Source organism: Acidovorax sp. GBBC 1281 (assembly GCF_028473645.1).
In the GTDB taxonomy this organism is placed as follows: domain Bacteria; phylum Pseudomonadota; class Gammaproteobacteria; order Burkholderiales; family Burkholderiaceae_C; genus Paracidovorax.
In genome coordinates, this window is sequence record NZ_CP097269.1 from 899,475 (window position 1) to 918,836 (window position 19,362).

The following is a 19,362-nucleotide window of genomic DNA, read 5'->3' on the forward strand; positions in this document are numbered from 1 at the left end:
CTGTAAGGCCGCACCATGTCCGTCGTCAACCCATTTGCAAAAATGTTCAACCGCAAGCCCGCCGAGCCGGATGCCAACCCAGGGCTTTCGGGAGCGGATGCCGGGCTGGATCCGTTGACGTCCGATGCGTCCTCGCTGCGTGACTCCTACCAGGCGGACGCCATGAACAGCGTGCAGGGTGACCCTTCTGCGATCTCGCAGTTCGCAGAAGGCGAAGTCGCCGACGAAGACCTGATCTCGCTGCCCCTGCTGGGCCGGGCCACGGCCGCCAGCCACCAGCGCCGCCTGCTGATGCTGCTGGCCATCGGCGTGATCGTGCTGGCGGCGATCGCCGGCTGGGTGCTGCAGCAGGCCGACCGTTCCGCACAGCAACTGGCCGCGACCGGCCAGTCGCTGATGCAGTCGCAACGCCTGGCCAAATCCGTTTCGCAGGCGCTGGTGGGCAGCCCCCAGGCCTTCCCGGACGTGATGGAAAGCTCGGGCTCCCTGGCGCGTGACGTGCGTGCCCTGACCACGGGCGACAGCGACCTGAACGTGCAGGCCCTGGGCGAGCAGTTCAAGCCCGACCTGGAGGCGGTGAACCCGCTGATGGAGCGCGCCGAGCGCAACGCCAGCGTGGTGATGGGCCAGCAGAAGATCCTGACGCAGGTGGGCGACGCACTGCGCACCATCAACCGCCAATCGTCCGACCTGCTGGAAATCGCTGAAACGATTTCCTCGCTCAAGCTGCAGCAGAACGCCCCGGCCGCTGAAATCTCCGCCGCTGGCCAACTGGTGATGCTGACCCAGCGCATCGGCAAGTCCGCCAACGAATTCCAGACCACCGAAGGCGTGAGCCCCGAGGCCGTGTTCCTGCTGGGCAAGGACTTGAACTCGTTCAAGGAAATCGCCCAGGGCATGCTGGACGGCAGCGCCGACCTGCGCCTGGCCGCCACCCGGGATGCTCAGACCCGCGAGCAACTGGAAAGCCTGATCAAGCTCTACGAACAGACGCGTTCGCAAGCCAGCGCCATTCTGGGCAACCTGCAAGGCCTGGTGTCCGCCCGTGAAGCGCAGTCCGCCATCATTGCCGACAGCGAACCGCTGCGTCGCCAGCTGGAAGGCCTGCAGACCAAGCTGTCGTCCCAGACGGGCCTGGGTGCCGGCCAGTTCGCCGCGCTGGCCATCGCCGGCCTGTTCGTGCTGTTGTGCGGTATCGGCATCTCGCGCGTCCAGCTGATGGACAGCCGTTCGCGCCAGGCCTCTGCCGAATCGCAGCAAAAGGATGCCCGCCGCCAGGAGCAGGAAGCCAAGCGCGTGAACGACGCCAACCAGGCCGCCATTTTGCGTTTGATGAACGAACTGCAGTCGGTCGCCGAAGGCGATCTGACCCAGGAAGCCACCGTGACGGAAGACATCACCGGCGCCATCGCCGACTCGGTGAACTACACGGTGGAAGAGTTGCGCCAGCTGGTGGGCAGCGTGCAGAACACGGCCACCCGCGTGGCACAGACGACGTCCCAGGTGGACAGCACCTCGACCGAGCTGCTGGCCGCTTCGACCGAGCAGCTGCGCGAAATTCGCGAAACTGGCCGCTCGGTGCTCGACATGGCGAGCCGAATCAACGAAGTGTCCACGCAAGCGCAGGAATCCGCCTCGGTGGCGCGCCAGTCGCTGCAAGCGGCCGATTCCGGCCTGCAGGCCGTGCAGAACGCCATCGGCGGTATGAATTCCATCCGCGACCAGATCCAGGACACCTCCAAGCGGATCAAGCGCCTGGGCGAATCGTCGCAGGAGATCGGCGAAATCACCGAGCTGATTTCCGACATTACCGAGCAGACGAACGTGCTGGCACTGAACGCCGCCATCCAGGCCGCGTCGGCCGGTGAAGCCGGTCGCGGCTTCTCGGTGGTGGCGGAAGAAGTGCAGCGGCTGGCCGAGCGCTCCGCCGATGCCACGCGCCAGATCTCGGCGCTGGTGAAGGCCATTCAGACCGACACGCAGGATGCCGTGGCCGCCATGGAGCGTTCCACGCAGGGTGTGGTGGAAGGGGCCCGACTGTCCGACAGCGCCGGTACGGCCCTGACCGAGATCGATCGCGTGTCGCGCCGCCTGGCCGACCTGATCGAGCAGATTTCGTCCTCCACGTCCCGCGAAGCCGAACTGGCCAACGAAGTGGCCGACAACATCCAGCACATTTTTGCGGTGACGGAACAGACCGGCGAGGGCACCCGCACGACGGCCCAGCAGGTGCGCGAACTGTCGCACATGGCTGAAGAGCTGCGCCAGTCGGTTGCACGTTTCAAGATCGCCTGACGCGCGGACCCATCAACGAACTGGCTCGCGGAGCCGGGGACGAATCCATGTCATCTACTGACGCCGCAAACGCACCCGCCGCAGACTGGACCCAGGGTGAGCAGGACCTGGGTCCTCTTGCTTGGGTGCTCGATGAGTTGCGCAAGTCCCTCGACGGCGCCGTCAAGGCCATGCGCCGCTTCGTGCGCGACGCCGAGCTGGCACGCGAATCCGATCTGGCGTCGCTCGACGCCGGCACATTGCGCATCGCGCGGCAGCAACTGCACCAGGCCAGCGGGGCGCTGGAGATGGTGGGCATGGGCCCGCCGGCGCTCGTGCTGCGTGCCATGGAGGCAGCGGTGCAGAAGTTCGTGCACCGGCCCGAGCTGTGCAGCGACGAAGCCGCCGGCGTGATCGAGCGCGCGAGCTTCGCGCTGGTCGAATACCTGGAAAGCGTGCTGGCGGGCAAATCCGTCTCGCCGGTGGCGCTGTTTCCCCAATACCGTGATGCCCAGGCGCTGGCGGGTGCGGAACGTGTGCACCCGGCCGACCTGTGGCCGGTGGAGAGGCGCTTTCGCGAGCCCGACTTCGCCGTGTCCGTGCCGCCGCTCGACTATGGCCCCGAGGCGCGTGCGCGGCTCGACTCGGCCGTGCTGCGCATCGTCAAGACGGGCGACCTGACCGCGGCAAGCGATCTGCGCGACATCTGCCTGGCCTTCGTGGCATCGCAGTCGGACCGCCAGTCGCGCGCGTTCTGGAAGATCTGCGCGGGCTTCTTCGAGGCGCTCTCCAAGGGCCGCCTCAACCCCGATCTGTACGTGAAGCGCGTGGCCTCCCGCGTGCTCATGCAATATGCCACCCTGGCCAAGGGCGATCCGACCATTGCCGACCGGCTGGTGCAGGACCTGCTCTTTTTCTGCTCCCAGGCGCGGCCGCTGGCGGCCAACGAGCCCGCGGGCGATGGATCGGCACTGCAGGCCGTGCGCCAGGCGTTCGGCCTGGACCGGTTCAAGGCCGTGGATTACGAAACCCCCCGGTTCGGGCTGTTCGATCCGGCGCTGCTGGCCCAGGCGCGCAAGCGCATGTCGGCCGCCACCGAAACCTGGTCGGCCCTCGCAGGCGGCGATCGCAACAAGCTCAAGCCGGCCACCGACCAGTTCAGCCTGGTGTGCGATTCGCTGTCCAAGCTGCACCCGGGCAGCGACAGCCTCGCCAAGGCACTGACCCGCGCCGTGGAGGTGACCACCCGCTCCGGAGAGCCTCCGTCGCCGGCCCTCGCCATGGAAGTGGCGACGGCCGTGCTGTACCTGCAGGCCACGTTCGAAGAGCTGGACTCGGCACACGAATACATGGCGGACCGCGCCGCGCGGCTGGCGGAGCGGCTGGACAACGTGACCGCGGGCGGCGAATCGGCCCCCCTCGAGCCCTGGATGGAAGAGCTGTACCGCCGCGTCAGCGACCACCAGACGATGGGCAGCGTGGTGGACGAACTCCGGTCCACGCTCGGCGAAGCCGAAAAGGCCCTGGACCAGTATTTCCGCAGCCCGGACGACCTGTCCACGCTGGCGCCCGTGCCGGGCCGCCTGGCGCAGATGCGCGGCGTGCTGTCGGTGCTGGGCCTGGACCAGGCATCGCTGGCGGTGCTGCGCATGCGCGACACCGTCGAGCGTCTGCTGATCGGCCAGGTTCCCGAATCCGAGCGCCAGCAGGTGTTCGAGAAGCTGGGCAGCAGCCTGGGGGCCCTGGGCTTCCTGATCGACATGCTGAGCTACCAGCGCACCATGGCCCGCAAGCTATTCGTCTATGACGAAGAGTTGGGCGAGTTGCGCATTCTCATGGGCCGTACCCGTGGCCGTGCCACCGATGCGCCCGAGGAACTGATCGCCAAGGTCGAAGAGCGCGGCCCCGTGGTCGCGCCCGAAATCGTTCCCCGCGTGGAGCCCGCTCCCAAGGTGGTGCAGGAGTCGCTGGGCGAACTGGCCCCGACGCTGGAAGAAGTGCTGGAATTGCCTTCCTCCGCAGCGGCGCTGGCCGAGGCCCCGCCGGCCGCCATCGAACCCGTGGAGAGCCTTCCCCCCGCGCCTGCGGCGCCCGCACCGGCCCCCGTGGCGGCTGCAGATGCCACGCAGGACGATGAGGAAGACGAACTGCTCGACATCTTCCTGGAAGAAGCGCGCGAAGTGGTGGCCAACGGACTGGCTGCGGTCGACGCCCTGAAAGCCAAGCCGGCCGACCTGAGCGAACAGACCACGCTGCGGCGCGCGTTCCACACGCTCAAGGGCAGCTCGCGCATGGTGGGCCTGGATGCCTTCGGTGAAGCGGCCTGGTCGATGGAGCAGGTGCTCAACGCCTGGCTGGCAGAGCAAAAGCCCATGCCCCCCGCTCTGCTGCAGTTGTCGGGCGAGGCCTTGCGGGCCTTCGGCGCCTGGGCGGACGACATTGCAGCCGGCGATGCCTCGGCCTGGCAACCCCGGGCGTTCAACGCATCGGCCGAAGCCATGCGCGACACCGGCACCTTCCTGCCGCTAGCCGTGCCCTCGGCCGGTGGCGTCGTGGCCGAAACGCCGGCCGAGCCGCTGCCGACCGTGGCCGAGGACCTGTCGGAGACCTTGCCCGAGATCGATCTGCCTGCCGAAACGCCGGAGGTGCAGGCCGCCCCCGCTGCTGCCGAGACCATCGAGACCATCGAGGCCGCCGAGGCCATCGAACCCGCGACGGCATCCGTGCCGGTCCATGAGTTCGACCTGATCCTCGAAGACGAGCCGCCGATGCTCGACTTCGCAGACACCGAAATGCCGGAGCTGGCCGGTGCCGAACCAGCGCCTCAAGAGCCTGCGCAAGCCGCGGCGCCCGAAATGGCCGAAGACATCGACTTTTCGGTGTTCGCCGAGGCCCTGGCGGAAGAATTGCCTCCGGTCGCCGAGGCCCCTGCGCAGGAGCCGGTGCAGGACGTGCCGCTGCCTTCGCTCGATGACGCGCTGGTGGACGCGGCAGAACCTGCGGCGCTGTCCGAGCTGTCGCAGGCCGAGTTGGCCGATCTGGCGCTGGACCTGCCCGACGACCTGGCGGCCGAGGCCTTGCCCGAGCTGGCCGCGGATGACTCTCTGCTGGACGTGCCCGAACTGGAGTCCGACGCGGCAGGTGCGTTGCCGGATACCGCCGCCCACCAGGACGATCTCGCAATCGAGCCAGAACCACACACCGAGACCGAGCCCGAAATGGCCTCCGTGCGGGACATGGTCGAGGTCGTTGAAGCCATGGAGGATGGGGTCGAGGATGTGCCGGCCGAACCGGCCGAACCGGTCGCCGACGCCGACGCCGAAGCGGCCGCGCAGGACGAGGCGGTGAAGGTCATCGAGACCTTGCGCATCGGCATCCCGCTGTACAACGTGTACCTCAACGAGGCCGACGAATGGTCGCGCCGCCTGGCCACCTGCCTGCAGGAATGGGCATTGGAGCTGCACGAACCGCTGCCCGACACGGCCGTGGCCCTGGCGCACTCGCTGGCCGGCAGTTCGGCCACCGTCGGCTTCCATGCCCTGTCGGAAATGGCGCGCGCCCTGGAGCATGCGCTCCAGCACGTGCAGTTGCGCGGGGAAGGCACGGCCGACCAGGCCCGCGTGTTCCTGGCGGCGGCCGATGACATCCGCCGCCTGCTGCACCAGTTTGCCGCAGGCTTCCTGAAAGAACCGAACCAGCAGGTGCTGGCCGAGCTGCGCGAGATTTTGCAGACCGAGGTCGGCAGCGGCCTGGCTGCGCTGGAGAGCGAGAGCGAGGCCCTGGCCGACGAGCCTGCGCAGGCCTTGCAGGAACTGCCCCCGGCCGAAGCACTGCCTGCCGAACCCGCGCAGGTGCCGGCGGTCGAGGAGACCGCCGAGGCCGACGTGCCGGGCGAAGAGACTTCGCCGGAACCGGTGCAAGAGGCCCAGACGGATTCCGCAGAGGCCCCGTCCGAGCCCGAAGACGTGCCTGCGCCGGTGGCCCGCGGCTACGTGGCGCCTGCGTTGTCGGTCGTGGTGTCCAACCCGTACGACGACGAGGTGGACGCGGCCATCGCCCATGCGGTGGCGCAGTCGTCCGATATCGACGACGACATCGACGCGCTGGACGTCATCGACCCGGACCTGTTCCCCATCTTCGAGGAAGAGGCGATCGAGTTGCTGCCGGTGCTGGGCGCCGCGCTGCGGCAGTGGGCCGCCCGGCCCGAGAACCTGGGCGCCCGCAGCGAACTGCTGCGCGCCCTGCACACCCTCAAGGGCAGTTCGCGGCTGGCCGGTGCCATGCGTTTGGGCGAGATGGCCCACCGCCTGGAGTCGGCCGTCGAGCAGATCGACGTCGAAGATCCCAAGGCGGAGCTGATCGAGCCCCTGCTGGCCAGCTTCGACGGCCTGCAGGCCAGCTTCGATGCGCTGCGCAAGATCGGCTCGCAAGGCTTGGTCGAGCCCGTGGCCGTGGCACCCGTGCCCGCCTCCGAGCGGCAGGACTTGTCGCCGTCGGCGTCGGCAGAGGCCCCCGAGGCACCGGTGCTGCAGAAGCTGCCCGCCGTGCGCCTGCCGGCGGCCTCGCAGCTCACGGCCGTGCGACCCGTGTCGAGCCAGTCGGTGCGCGTGCGTGCCCAGTTGCTCGACCGGCTGGTCAACCAGGCAGGCGAGGTGATGATCGCCCGTTCGCGCCTGGATGTGCGGCTGGGGCAGATGAAGGGTTCGCTGGCCGATCTGTCGGGCAACCTGGATCGCCTGCGCCAGCAGCTTCGCGACATCGAGGTGCAGGCGGAGTCGCAGATGCAGTCGCGCCTGGCGCTGTCCAAGGATTCGGCCGCAGGCTTCGATCCGCTGGAGTTCGACCGCTTCACGCGGGTGCAGGAACTGACGCGCATGATGGCCGAGTCGGTGAACGACGTGGCCACGGTGCAGCGCAACCTGCAGCGCTCCATGGAAGGCGCCGAAGACGATCTGATCGCGCAGGGCCGCCAGGCCCGCGAACTGCAGCGCGACCTGCTGCGCACCCGCATGGTGGAGTTCGAAGGCATTTCCGAGCGCCTGTACGCCGTGGTGCGCCAGGCGTCCAAGGAGACCGGCAAGCAGATCAAGCTGGACATCTCCGGCGGCTCCATCGAGATGGACCGGGGTGTGCTGGACCGCATGACGCCCGCCTTCGAACACCTGCTGCGCAATTGCGTGGCCCACGGCATCGAGGCCCCCGAGGTAAGGACGGCCGCGGGCAAGCCGGCGTCGGGCACCATCACGGTGGACCTGCACCAGGAAGGCAACGACGTGTCGGTCGAGTTCCGCGACGACGGCGCGGGCCTGAACATCGACCGCATTCGCGCCAAGGCCGTGGACCAGGGGCTGATCCCTGCGGACGCCGAGTTGAGCACGGCCGATGCCGCCAACCTGATTTTCACGCCGGGCTTTTCGACGGCGAACGAGATCACCGGCCTGTCCGGGCGGGGCATCGGCATGGACGTCGTCCGGGCCGAAGTCAACGCCCTGGGCGGCCGCATCGAGACCCACACCACGGCGGGGCAGGGTACTTCCTTCCGCATGGTGCTGCCGCTCACCACGGCCGTGACGCAGGTGGTCATGCTGCGCGCGGGCGACCTGACCATCGGCGTGCCGGCCAACCTGGTGGAGATCGTGCGCCGCACGACCGCCAGCGAGCTGGACGCCGCCTACCAGCATGGCGCGTTCGAAGATGGCGTGGAGGCCTTGCCCTTCTTCTGGGCGGGTGCCTTGCTGCAGTCTTCGCAGCGCAGCAGCGAGACCTCGGGCAAGACCCGTCCGGTGGTGGTGCTGCGCAGCGCATCGCAGCGCATCGCGGTGCACGTGGACGAAGTGCTGGGCAACCAGGAAGTCGTGGTGAAGAACCTCGGGCCGCAGCTGTCGCGCCTGCCGGGTCTGGCGGGCATGTCGGTGCTGGCCTCCGGTGCCGTCGTGCTGATCTACAACCCGGTGGCGTTGTCCACGGTGTACGGCGACCAGGTGCGGGCCCAGCTGGCAGCGCTGTCGGCGCCGGCCGGCGGTGCCGAAGCGCAAGGCGGCGGCGATGGCGAGCGCAAGGCGGCGGTGCCGGCCCTGTCGGCGGCCAGCCAGGTGCCCCTGGTGCTGGTGGTGGACGATTCGATCACGGTGCGCCGCGTCACGCAGCGCCTGCTGCAGCGCGAAGGCTACCGCGTCGTGCTGGCGGCCGATGGCCTGCAGGCCCTGGAGCGGCTGCAGGAAGAGCGCCCGACCGTCGTGCTGTCCGACATCGAAATGCCGCGCATGGATGGCTTCGACTTGGCCCGGAACATCCGTGCCGATGCGGTGCTGCGCGATCTGCCGATCATCATGATCACCTCGCGCATCGCGCAAAAGCACCGCGAGCATGCGGCCGAACTGGGGGTGAACCACTACCTGGGCAAGCCGTATTCGGACGAGGAGTTGCTGAGCCTGGTGCAGCACTATGCGCGGGCAGCCGCCGAAGCGGCCGTGGCCTGAGCTGCCCCGCTGCCACCGCCATGAGGGCCGCTTTCGAGCGGCCCTTTTTCTTTTCATCCAGCGGGCCGGCCGCACCATGCCCTGGTGGCTGTCGGCATGGTTGCGCGCTGTCCCGCAAAGGCGATCGCGCCGGCATTCGCCGCCGCCGGGTCAGTCCTTTGCGGCCTTGACCACCCCGTACCGCGCGAGCGTGCGTTGCCGCGCCTCGTCATGGTCCACCACCGGGCGGGGGTAGTCCTTGCCCAGCACCACGCCCGCCGCCTGCAGCTCCAGGGGGGGCACTGTCCAGGGCGCATGCAGCGCCTTGCCCTGCAGGCCCGCCAGTTGCGGCAGATAGCGGCGGATGAACTTGCCGTCCCGATCGAACTTCTCGCTCTGGCTCACGGGGTTGAAGATGCGAAAGTAGGGCTGGGCGTCGCAGCCGCTGGAGCTGGCCCATTGCCAGCCGCCGTTGTTGGCCGACAGGTCGAAGTCGTTCAGCTTCTCGGCAAAGTAGCGCTCGCCCCAGCGCCAGTCGAGTCCCATGTCCTTGGTGAGGAAGCTGGCCACCACCATGCGCAGGCGGTTGTGCATGTAGCCCGTCTGGTTGATCTGCGCCATGGCGGCATCGACCAGTGGGTAGCCCGTGCGGCCCTCGCACCACGCAGCGAACAGGGCTTTGGCGTGGGTGCCGCTTTCCCATTCGATCGCATCGTAGGCCGGCTTGAAGCTCGCGCCCGCCACGTGGGGGTGGTGGGCGAGGATCTGGAAGTAGAAGTCGCGCCAGATCAGCTCGCTCAGCCAGATGGCGGCCCCGGCACTGCCTTTGCGGCTGCGTTCGTGCGCCGCGCGTGCGGCCACCCGGGGCGACAGCGTGCCGAAGCGCAGGTGCACGCTCAGGTAGCTCGGGCCCTTCACCGCCGGGAAGTCGCGGGCCTCGCCGTAGTGGTCGATGCGGCCGAGGAAGTCCTCGAACAGGGCCTGCGCGCCCTGCATGCCCGTGGGCAGGTGCAGCGACTTCAGGCCCGTGGGCTCGAACCCCAGCGACTGCAGCGACGGCACCCCGCGGCGCAGGCCCGCGGGCCGCGGGGCCAGCCGGGCGGCGTGGCGCTCGACGGGGTAGGAGCTGAGGTAGAAATCGTCGGCCTTGCGCAGCCACGCATTCTTGTAGGGCGTGAACACGGTGTAGGGCGTGCCGGACTGGGTCAGCACCTCGGCGCGTTCGAAGATGCTGTGGTCCTTGAAGGTGAGCAGGCGCTTGCCCATGCCATCCAGGGCGCCGCGCACGCGTGCATCGCGTTCGAGTGCCAGCGGCTCGTCGTCGTGGTTGGCGAACACCGCCTGCACGTCCAGTGCCTGGGCGAGCGCGGGAATGTCCTGGAGGGCGATGGCATGGCGCATGATCAGGCCGCCATGCGAGTCCTTGGAGAGCGCCCGCAGGGCTTCATCCAGTTCCACCAGGGATTCGCGGATGAACTCCACGCGCCGGTCCGCGCGGGGCAGGGCGCCGAGGATCTCGCGGTCGAAAACGAAGGCGCAATGCACCTGCGCGCACTGGCGCAGGGCGTGGTACAGGGCGGCGTGGTCGTTGCTGCGCAGGTCGCGGCGGAACCAGACAAGGCCCGATGAAAAGGTGTGCTCCATGATCGTCGTTAAAATTGCCAAATGCCTGCCGATTCTGCGCCCATGAACCTGACGCACCATTTCTTGATCGCCATGCCGGGACTGGAAGACGCGTCGTTTGCCCGCAGCGTCGTGTACCTGTGCGAACACAGCGAGCGTGGTGCGCTCGGCCTCATCATCAACAAACCCTCCGACATCAGCCTCAAGGGGCTGTTCGACAAGGTCGATCTGTCGCTGCGCCGCGCCGACCTGTCCCAGGAGCCCGTCTTCCAGGGCGGCCCGGTCCAGACCGAGCGCGGCTTCGTGCTGCACGAACCCATGCTGACCGACAGCGTGGACACCGACGAATCGGCCTATGCCTCCACCATGACCATTCCGGGCGGGCTGGAGATGACCACCTCCAAGGACGTGCTCGAGGCCCTGTCCACCGGCGCCGGCCCGCGCCGGGTGCTGGTCACCCTGGGCTACTCGTCCTGGGGCGAGGGGCAGCTCGAATCCGAACTGGCCGAGAACAGCTGGCTGACCGTGGGCGCCGACCTGTCGGTGATCTTCGACACCCCGGTGGGCGAGCGCTACGACCGCGCCCTGGGCCTGCTGGGGCTGCAGTCCTGGATGCTCTCGCCCGACGCGGGGCATGCATGAGCGGCACGCCCGCCGCCGCTCCCACCGCCCCGCTGGCCGTCCCCGCGCATTTCCAGAGTTTTCTGGCGCTTGACTTCGGTCTCAAGCGCACCGGGGTCGCGGTGGGTTCGCGCCTGCTGCGCACTGCCACCCCCCAGGCCACCATCCGCGCCGAAGGCGATGCCCGCTTCGCGCAGGTGGCCGAGCGCATCCGCGAATGGCAGCCCGATGCGCTGGTCATCGGCGTGCCCTACCACCCCGACGGCGCGAGCCACGAGAACACCGCGCGCTCGCTCAAGTTCGCGCGCCAGCTGCGCGGGCGTTTCGGCCTGCAGGTGTTCGAGGTGGACGAGCGCTACAGCACCACCGAGGCGCATTCGACCGGCGCCCGCGATGCCGACGCCGCCTCCGCCTGCATCATCCTGGAGCAGTTTTTGAGGAATCTTCCATGAGTGCCACGCCTCCGACTTCACCCACGCCTTCACCGCCCACCCCGGGCACCCTCGCGCTCGACGCCGAAGCGCTGTACCGCGAGCTGCTGCGCGGCGTGCGCAGCCTGCGCACCGCCAACACCCAGCTGGCGGGCATCGCCTCGGGTGGCGCCTGGCTGGCCGAGCGGCTGCAAAAGGACCTGGGCCTGCCCGGTGAGGCGGGCGTGCTGTCGTCGGCCATGCACCGCGACGATTTCTCGCAGCGCGGCATGGCGGTGAGCGCGCAGACGGCGCTGCCCTTCGACGTGAACGGCGCCGACATCCTGCTGCTGGACGACGTGCTCTACACCGGCCGCACCATCCGCGCGGTGCTCAACGAACTGTTCGACTACGGCCGCCCCGCCAGCGTGCGGCTGGCCGTGCTGGTGGACCGGGGCGGGCGCGAACTGCCGGTGCAGGCCGAGTTCGCCGCCGCCCGCGTGGCGCTGCCAGACACGCAATCGCTGGCGCTGGCCCGAACCGAGGCCGGCACCTTCCACTTCCAAGTCCAAGAGGCCTGACGGTGCTGTACAAGCGCAATCCCCAACTGAACGCCAACGGCGAGCTGATCCACCTGCTGTCCATCGAGGGCCTGCCCAAGAGCATCGTCACGCACATCCTCGACACCGCGGCCAACTTCGTGTCGGTGAATGACCGTGAGGTCAAGAAGGTGCCGCTGCTGCGCGGCAAGAGCGTGTTCAACCTGTTCTTCGAAAACAGCACGCGCACCCGCACCACCTTCGAGATCGCCGCCAAGCGCCTGTCGGCCGACGTGATCAACCTGGACATCGCGCGCAGCTCGGCCAGCAAAGGCGAGTCGCTGCTGGACACCATCGCCAACCTCTCGGCGATGGCCGCCGACCTGTTCGTGGTGCGGCACAGCGAATCGGGCGCGCCCTACCTCATCGCGCAGCACGTGGCGCCGCACGTGCACGTCATCAATGCGGGCGATGGCCGGCATGCCCACCCCACCCAGGGGCTGCTGGACATGTACACCATCCGCCACTACAAGAAGGATTTCAGCAACCTCACGGTGGCCATCGTGGGCGACGTGCTGCATTCGCGCGTGGCCCGCTCCGACATCCACGGCCTCACCACGCTCGGTTGCGCCGAGGTGCGTGTGGTGGGCCCGCGCACGCTGGTGCCGACCGACATGGCCCAGATGGGCGTGCGCGTGTGCCACACGCTGGAGGAGGGCATCAAGGACGCCGACGTGGTCATCATGCTGCGCCTGCAGAACGAGCGCATGAGCGGCGCGCTGCTGCCGTCCAGCCAGGAATACTTCAAGAGCTTCGGCCTCACGCCCGAGAAGCTGCAGCTGGCCAAGCCCGATGCCATCGTCATGCACCCAGGCCCCATCAACCGCGGCGTGGAGATCGACTCCGCCGTGGTGGACGGCAAGCAGAGCGTGATCCTGCCGCAGGTCACCTTCGGCATCGCGGTGCGCATGGCGGTGATGTCGATCGTCGCTGGCAACGAGGCGTGATCGTCTGCTATGAAATTTATAGCTATATGCCCTAGTGATATCTGCACTGGCGGCCTTTTTTGCTTAAAACCATGAAGATACTGATCCAGAACGGCCGCGTGATCGACCCTGCCAGCGGCCTCGACCAGACCGGCGACATCGCGCTGGCCGCGGGGCGGGTCATCGCCGTGCAGCGGGTGCCCCGCGACTTCACGCCCAACCGCGTGATCGACGCCACCGGCTGCATCGTGCTGCCCGGGCTGGTGGACCTGGCGGCGCGGCTGCGCGAGCCGGGCCACGAGCACGAGGGCATGCTCGAATCCGAAATGGCGGCGGCCGTGGCCGGCGGCGTGACCAGCCTCGTATGCCCACCCGACACCGACCCCGTGCTGGACGAGCCCGGCCTGGTGGAGATGCTCAAGTTCCGCGCCGAGAAGCTGCACCAGGCGCGCCTGTTTCCGCTGGGCGCCCTCACGCGCGGCCTGGCCGGCGAGGTGCTGACCGAAATGGCCGAGCTGACCGAATCCGGCTGCGTGGGCTTCGGCCAGGCCGACGTGCCGCTGGCCAGCACCCAGGTCACGCAGCGCGCGCTGCAGTACGCCGCCACGTTCGGCTACACGGTGTGGCTGCGCCCGCAGGAGCTGCATTTGGGGCGCGGCGTGGCGGCCAGCGGGCCGCTGGCCACGCGCCTGGGCCTGTCGGGCGTGCCCGTGGCGGCCGAGACCATCGCGCTGCACACCATCTTTGAGCTGCTCAAGACCACGGGCGCACGCGTGCACCTGTGCCGCATCAGCAGCGCCGCGGGCGTGGAACTGGTGCGCCGCGCCAAGGCCGAGGGCCTGAAGGTGACCTGCGACGTGAGCATCAACTCCCTGCTGCTCACCGACACCGACATCGGCTTCTTCGACAGCCGCGCCCGCCTGTCGCCCCCGCTGCGCCAGCAGCGCGACCGCGACGCCCTCCTGGCCGCGCTGGCCGACGGCACCATCGATGCACTGGTGTCCGATCACACCCCGGTGGATGAAGACGCCAAGACCCTGCCGTTCGCCGAGGCCGAGCCGGGCGCGACCGGGCTCGAACTGCTGCTGGGCATCGCCCTCAAGTGGTCCGCCGACCACGGCGTGCCGCTGGCGCGTGCGCTGGCCACCGTCACGTCGGAACCCGCGCGCGTGCTGGGCAGCGCCCTGGGCACGCTGCAGGCCAGCGTGGGCCAGATCGTGGAAGGCGGCGTGGCCGACCTGTGCGTGGTCGATCCCGCCGCGGCCTGGACCGTGGAGGCCGGTGCGCTGCGCAGCCAGGGCAAGCACACGCCGTTCTCCGGCTACGAACTGCCCGGCCGCGTGCGCTGCACCCTGGTGGGCGGGCAGATCGCCTTCGAGCGCGGCAGCGAGTGAGCGTGCGCACCGCCGCCACCGGGCCCGCGGCATGAAGCGCCAGGTCCGCGCCGCATGGCGCCTGGTGCGCGTGCTGGCGCATCTGGTGACCGGGCTGGGCACCGTGGCGCTGCGGTTTCCCCGCATGCCGGAAAGCGAGCAGCACGCGCGCGTGCAGGCCTGGTCGCGGCAAATGCTGGTGCACGCCGGCATCACCCTCGACGTGCGCGGCGCGCCCGCGCCCCATGGCCCGGTGCTGCTGGTGGCCAACCACCTGTCCTGGCTCGACATCACCGTCATGCATGCCGCGCGGCATTGCCGTTTCATCTCCAAGTCCGACGTCAAGGGCTGGCCGCTGGTGGGCACGCTCGCCACGGCGGCCGGCACGCTCTACCTGGAGCGCAGTTCGCGCCGCGATGCTGTGCGCATGGTCCGGCTGATGCAGGAAGCGCTGGCGCGCCGCGAGGTGCTGGCCGTGTTTCCCGAAGGCACCACGGCCGATGGCACCGCGCTGCTGCCGTTCCACGCCAACCTGCTGCAGGCTGCCGTGGCCGCCGATGCGCCCGTGCAGCCGGTGGGCCTGTGTTTCGTGGAGCGCGCCACCGGCGCGCCGACCACCGCGCCCAACTATGTGGGCGACGACACCCTGGTCGGCTCCCTGTGGCGCACCTTGACCGCAGACGCCTTGGTGGCGGTGGTGCATTACGGCACGCTGCAGCAGGCGCAGGGCCGCGACCGCCGCGCCTGGGCCGACGATCTGCGCCACGCCGTGGACGCCCTGCGCCGCCCCTGAACCGCGTCCCGGGCATGCCCGCCCGGCATCGCAGCCATCGGCGCCGCTGCGCCGGTATCCGTGTCAATGGGTGCGGGCAGGGTCTTCCAGCGGCAGGAGCCGGTTGGCGATCTGCGTGGACTTCACGATGGACGTGCTCGTCGTGGCATACGGCGCGAGCTTGCCCAGGCAAGGGTCCAGCGCTTCGATGTCGCGCAAATAAAGCCGGCAGAAGAATGCGTCGTCGCCAGTGACCTTGTCGCATTGCACGACTTCGTCGATTTCACGAATCACCTGCTCGACCCGGGATAGCTCTCCGGGCAGCGGGCGAACCCGGACGATCGCTGCAATCGGAAACCCAATGGCCTTGGGCGACACCTGGATCGAAAATTTCTCGATCACTCCCTGGTCGATCAGTCGCTTGATCCGTTCGGCGCAGCTGGGCTGAGACATGCCGACCCGCTCGCTGAGCGCTTTCACGGTGGTCTTGGCGTCTTCGTGCAAGGCGCTCAACAGATTCCGATCAATGTTGTCCATATTATGGCTTTGTTGCACAAATCGCGATGCTGATGCCCGTAGACTGACTGCGTGACAGAGACGAAGAACAGGCAGCGGAGCAAGTACCGCACGACGAACTGGAAGGCGTACAACGCGGCGCTGAAAGCGCGAGGCTCGTTGACGATGTGGCTAGATGAGGGCATGCAGTGGTTTGGCACGCCGACCGGCAGGCGTGGACGCAGCCGAACCTTCTCGGACGCAGCAATCCAGTTCTGCCTGAGCATCAAGTGCCTGTTCGGCCAGCCCTTGCGACAGGCGCTGGGCATGGTGCAGAGCCTGCTGCGGCTGGCAAAGCTGGACTGGCCGGTACCTGACTTCAGCACTGTTTGCCGGCGCCAAAAGACCTTGCAGGTCGAACTGAGCTACCAGCGAACCAACTCGCCGCTGCAGTTGCTGGTGGACAGCACCGGCATCAAGTTCCTGGGCGAAGGAGAGTGGAAACGCAAGAAGCATGGTGCTGAATACCGGCGCGAATGGCGCAAGGTCCATCTGGGCATCGACGCGCAGACGCTGGAAATACGCGCCATCGAGGTGACCAGCAACGCCATTGGGGATGCGCCGATGTTGCCCGGGTTGCTGGCTCAGATTCCCACTGACGAATCCATCGAAAGCGTCAGTGCCGATGGCGCCTACGACACGCGCGCCTGCCTGGACGCCATTGCCGAGCGGCACGCGATGGCGGTGATCCCGCCCCGCAAGAACGCCAGCCATTGGAAGAAGTCGAGTCCGGGCTCGGCGCATCGTAATGAGGCCATTCGGGCGTGCCAGCGCCTGGGTCGCGGCATTTGGAAGAAGTGGAGCGGCTACCACCGGCGCAGCCTTGTGGAGACGAAGATGCACTGCTTCAAGCGACTGGGCGAACGGGTGATCGCGCGCACGTTCGACCGCCAGGTTGTGGAGCTGCATGTCCGCGTGGCCTTGCTCAATCGGTTCAGTCAGATCGGCCGTCCTCACACCGTGTCGGTGACTGCTGTGGCATAGGGGAGCCTCTCACAACCCCATGTTTGACGAATCCGAATAGGGAGGAGTGGGCGCCAGTAGCCGTTTGAGCGTGATGAGGCCCAGCAACGGTCTGCGCCTGGGTGCATGAGGGGCCTTGCAGGCCCGGTGGCTCAGGCTTTCACCGTTTGCAGGCGCACTTGTGCCTTGCCAGTGGCGGGCTTGAAGAAAGCATCCACGCCCCGATGCAGGAACCAGGCCAGTCGCTTCATGTTGTAGCAGGCGGCCATCATCGTCATCCCCACCGTGGCGCGCGCCTGTCCGATGGTGCGCACGAACTTGCCCCCCAGGTGGCGGATACCGGCGAACACGTGCTCCACCTTGGCTCGTTTCTTTGCGATGCGCTGGTTGCGCCCCTTCTGGCATTCGCTCTGTGGTCGGCCCGCCTGCGCACGGCGCTGCATCGCATCCACGAATCCCAGCACTTTCAGCATCTGGCACCTTTGGCGGCTCGGGTAGGCTTTGTCCGCATGCACTGCCCGCCCGGTGTTGTGCATGTCCAGCACCTCATCGAAGTGGTGCCCGTCGTGCTCGCTGGCCGTGCCCGTGGCGAGGCGGCGGATGAAGCCGTGCTTGAGGTCCACGCTCACGCTGAGCTTGTAGCCGAAGTGGCTTTTGCCGTGCTTCTTCGTGTGCGTGGCCTCCACATCCTTTTGCCTGCGTCGCGCTTGGCTCCAGTCCGGCTGCCCGCCTTGTGCCAGCGTTCGCCGCTCCTGCTGGCCGATGTGCTGTCGGGGCGCGGGCACCAGCGTGGCATCAATGGCCTGCCCGCCCCGGGCGATGTAGCCGTGGCGCTGCAGTTGGGCATCCACCCCCTGGAACAAGGCCGTTGCCCCGCCCACGCCAAGGCGCTCGCCAAAGCGCCAGATCGTGTTGCGGTCCGGCACGTTCATCGCATCCTGCAACAGGCAAAACCGCTGGTAGCTCCCCCGGTCCAGCAACTGATACTCCATCTGCTCATCGGACAGGTTGTACAGCCGCTTCAACACCAGGATGCGCACCATCACCTCGGTGGGGTAGGCGGGCCGACCGCCCCGGCGGCCACCCCCGCGTTCGATCAAGGCATCCACCAGCCGGGCCAGTTCTGCGAAGTCGATGTGCCGCGCGATCACCTGCAGCGGATCGCCCACCTCATCTCTCTTGTGTTGGCGCGAGGCCTCAGCGAACAGGTCGAACTTCAGGGCGCTACGGGGAGTGATCATGGCAAAGGATGGAGCACGCATTCTCGATCAACAAGGGACCGGATGGGTTTTGAGAGGTTCCCTTTTGCCTGCGTCGCGCTTGGCTCCAGTCCGGCTGCCCGCCTTGTGCCAGCGTTCGCCGCTCCTGCTGGCCGATGTGCTGTCGGGGCGCGGGCACCAGCGTGGCATCAATGGCCTGCCCGCCCCGGGCGATGTAGCCGTGGCGCTGCAGTTGGGCATCCACCCCCTGGAACAAGGCCGTTGCCCCGCCCACGCCAAGGCGCTCGCCAAAGCGCCAGATCGTGTTGCGGTCCGGCACGTTCATCGCATCCTGCAACAGGCAAAACCGCTGGTAGCTCCCCCGGTCCAGCAACTGATACTCCATCTGCTCATCGGACAGGTTGTACAGCCGCTTCAACACCAGGATGCGCACCATCACCTCGGTGGGGTAGGCGGGCCGACCGCCCCGGCGGCCACCCCCGCGTTCGATCAAGGCATCCACCAGCCGGGCCAGTTCTGCGAAGTCGATGTGCCGCGCGATCACCTGCAGCGGATCGCCCACCTCATCTCTCTTGTGTTGGCGCGAGGCCTCAGCGAACAGGTCGAACTTCAGGGCGCTACGGGGAGTGATCATGGCAAAGGATGGAGCACGCATTCTCGATCAACAAGGGACCGGATGGGTTTTGAGAGGTTCCCATAGGTCCGTCTGGGGTTGGGGTCATGCCGTCTGCAATTCGATTTGTGCAACAGCGCCGGTTCACACCACTAGTTGTTGATAAAAAAGTCTTTGTAGCTATGTAAATCAAGGATCTCAAATATTTATCGATACTTCAAGTAAAAAATACTTTGAGTTTTGAAGTATTGATTGCGCGCAGAAGGGAGTCTGCCTCTTGCTTGGGAGCGCTGATGGGCTATGTTCAGGTTCAGGGTGACCAAACGAATAGTGATTGCTCATCATCTTTTTCTATTGGTAATTATTTTTTGTGGAATTGCTGCTGAGTGTTTTATTCATTGTTTGAATAATAAGGGTAAACCCTTGTATTGCGATAGTGCATCCCTAATAGACTTTTTTGAAAATAAATGTCTCGGCTCAAAATAAACAGCCGTAATGGATAGGGAAGAGAGGGATTCATGTCATTGAATCAATGGAGAGGGTGCATGCCGAGCAAAGGTGTGATTCGGAGGGCGCGTCATTGCATGCGCATCCAAGTTGCCGAGGGGCTCGGCCTGCAACTGCGGGCATGTGCCGAAGCAAGCGACGCCGAGCACCAAAGGGTATTCCCACCAACGAGCCCGGGCAGGGCTTGTCCTTGTACCGCCTACCAGCGCCTCCATGCGCGCAAACGCTTTCGTTCCTTCGGTGCATTTGCTGCGCGGATGCCTTCTGCGCCACGCCTCTGCAATGCGCCACTGCTCCGTCATGCGGCAGGGCACAGGCCGGATGGCCTGGGCATTCATCCGGTTTCAGAAGCAACGGTGAAGATCTTTTCCCCGTGATCTCTACCGTCGACTGAGTGCGCAGGCGCGGCCTTCAAGGCCGTGCGATGCCTGCACTTCCACGCCCTGCC

Annotated in this window: 12 protein-coding genes and 1 pseudogene; 9 read left to right on the plus strand and 4 right to left on the minus strand. The window is 67.2% G+C overall.

The window, feature by feature from the left end; translation table 11 throughout:
- The first annotated feature begins 15 nt into the window (after positions 1–15).
- Together M5C96_RS04150 and M5C96_RS04155 are read left to right on the plus strand one after the other, a co-directional pair.
- The gene (locus M5C96_RS04150) at positions 16–2,295 is read left to right on the plus strand and encodes a methyl-accepting chemotaxis protein (protein WP_272567368.1); all 2,280 of its coding nucleotides are present in this window, start codon (positions 16–18) and stop codon (positions 2,293–2,295) included.
- A 47-nt stretch (positions 2,296–2,342) separates the two neighbouring features.
- Positions 2,343–8,753: a hybrid sensor histidine kinase/response regulator gene (locus M5C96_RS04155; protein WP_272567369.1), complete on the plus strand. Its 6,411-nt coding sequence runs from the start codon at positions 2,343–2,345 to the stop codon at positions 8,751–8,753.
- Positions 8,754–8,903: 150 nt separating this feature from the next.
- On the opposite strand, the gene M5C96_RS04160 is transcribed toward M5C96_RS04155, so the two are convergent.
- Positions 8,904–10,376 (minus strand): cryptochrome/photolyase family protein, encoded by a 1,473-nt coding sequence (locus M5C96_RS04160; RefSeq protein WP_272567370.1) that lies wholly within the window; start codon positions 10,374–10,376, stop codon positions 8,904–8,906.
- A gap of 21 nt (positions 10,377–10,397) precedes the next feature.
- On the opposite strand from M5C96_RS04160, the gene M5C96_RS04165 reads away from it, so the two are divergent.
- From M5C96_RS04165 to M5C96_RS04190, 6 genes are all read left to right on the plus strand, one after another.
- Entirely contained in the window at positions 10,398–10,997 is a 600-nt protein-coding gene (locus M5C96_RS04165) for a YqgE/AlgH family protein (protein ID WP_272567371.1), read from the plus strand.
- Positions 10,994–11,428: a Holliday junction resolvase RuvX gene (gene ruvX, locus M5C96_RS04170; protein WP_272567372.1), complete on the plus strand. Its 435-nt coding sequence runs from the start codon at positions 10,994–10,996 to the stop codon at positions 11,426–11,428. Before M5C96_RS04165 ends, ruvX begins: the two co-directional genes overlap by 4 nt.
- Complete coding sequence (gene pyrR / locus M5C96_RS04175; RefSeq protein WP_272567373.1) at positions 11,425–11,967, plus strand: bifunctional pyr operon transcriptional regulator/uracil phosphoribosyltransferase PyrR; 543 nt, start codon at positions 11,425–11,427, stop codon at positions 11,965–11,967. The genes ruvX and pyrR overlap by 4 nt, the downstream gene beginning before the upstream one ends.
- A gap of 2 nt (positions 11,968–11,969) precedes the next feature.
- Positions 11,970–12,932 carry an aspartate carbamoyltransferase catalytic subunit gene (locus tag M5C96_RS04180; protein ID WP_272567374.1) on the plus strand — a complete coding sequence of 321 codons (963 nt, stop codon included), beginning with the start codon at positions 11,970–11,972 and terminating at the stop codon, positions 12,930–12,932.
- A gap of 71 nt (positions 12,933–13,003) precedes the next feature.
- Positions 13,004–14,305, plus strand: a complete 1,302-nt coding sequence (locus M5C96_RS04185; RefSeq protein ID WP_272567375.1) for a dihydroorotase — start codon at positions 13,004–13,006, stop codon at positions 14,303–14,305.
- A 31-nt stretch (positions 14,306–14,336) separates the two neighbouring features.
- On the plus strand, positions 14,337–15,077 hold the full coding sequence (locus M5C96_RS04190; protein WP_272567376.1) for a lysophospholipid acyltransferase family protein: 741 nt from the start codon (positions 14,337–14,339) through the stop codon (positions 15,075–15,077).
- Positions 15,078–15,140: 63 nt separating this feature from the next.
- On the opposite strand, the gene M5C96_RS04195 is transcribed toward M5C96_RS04190, so the two are convergent.
- On the minus strand, positions 15,141–15,593 hold the full coding sequence (locus M5C96_RS04195) for an Lrp/AsnC family transcriptional regulator (protein ID WP_272567377.1): 453 nt from the start codon (positions 15,591–15,593) through the stop codon (positions 15,141–15,143).
- 51 nt (positions 15,594–15,644) lie between these two features.
- On the opposite strand from M5C96_RS04195, the gene M5C96_RS04200 reads away from it, so the two are divergent.
- Positions 15,645–16,595: an IS5 family transposase gene (locus tag M5C96_RS04200; protein WP_272563652.1), complete on the plus strand. Its 951-nt coding sequence runs from the start codon at positions 15,645–15,647 to the stop codon at positions 16,593–16,595.
- Between the two features lie 131 nt (positions 16,596–16,726).
- Here the strand turns inward: M5C96_RS04200 and M5C96_RS04205 are convergent, their stop codons facing one another.
- Together M5C96_RS04205 and M5C96_RS04210 are read right to left on the minus strand one after the other, a co-directional pair.
- Positions 16,727–17,812: an IS5 family transposase gene (locus tag M5C96_RS04205; RefSeq protein ID WP_272569564.1), complete on the minus strand. Its 1,086-nt coding sequence runs from the start codon at positions 17,810–17,812 to the stop codon at positions 16,727–16,729.
- 64 nt (positions 17,813–17,876) lie between these two features.
- Positions 17,877–18,425: pseudogene (locus tag M5C96_RS04210) on the minus strand (transposase); the annotation flags it as partial.
- Positions 18,426–19,362 lie beyond the last annotated feature (937 nt).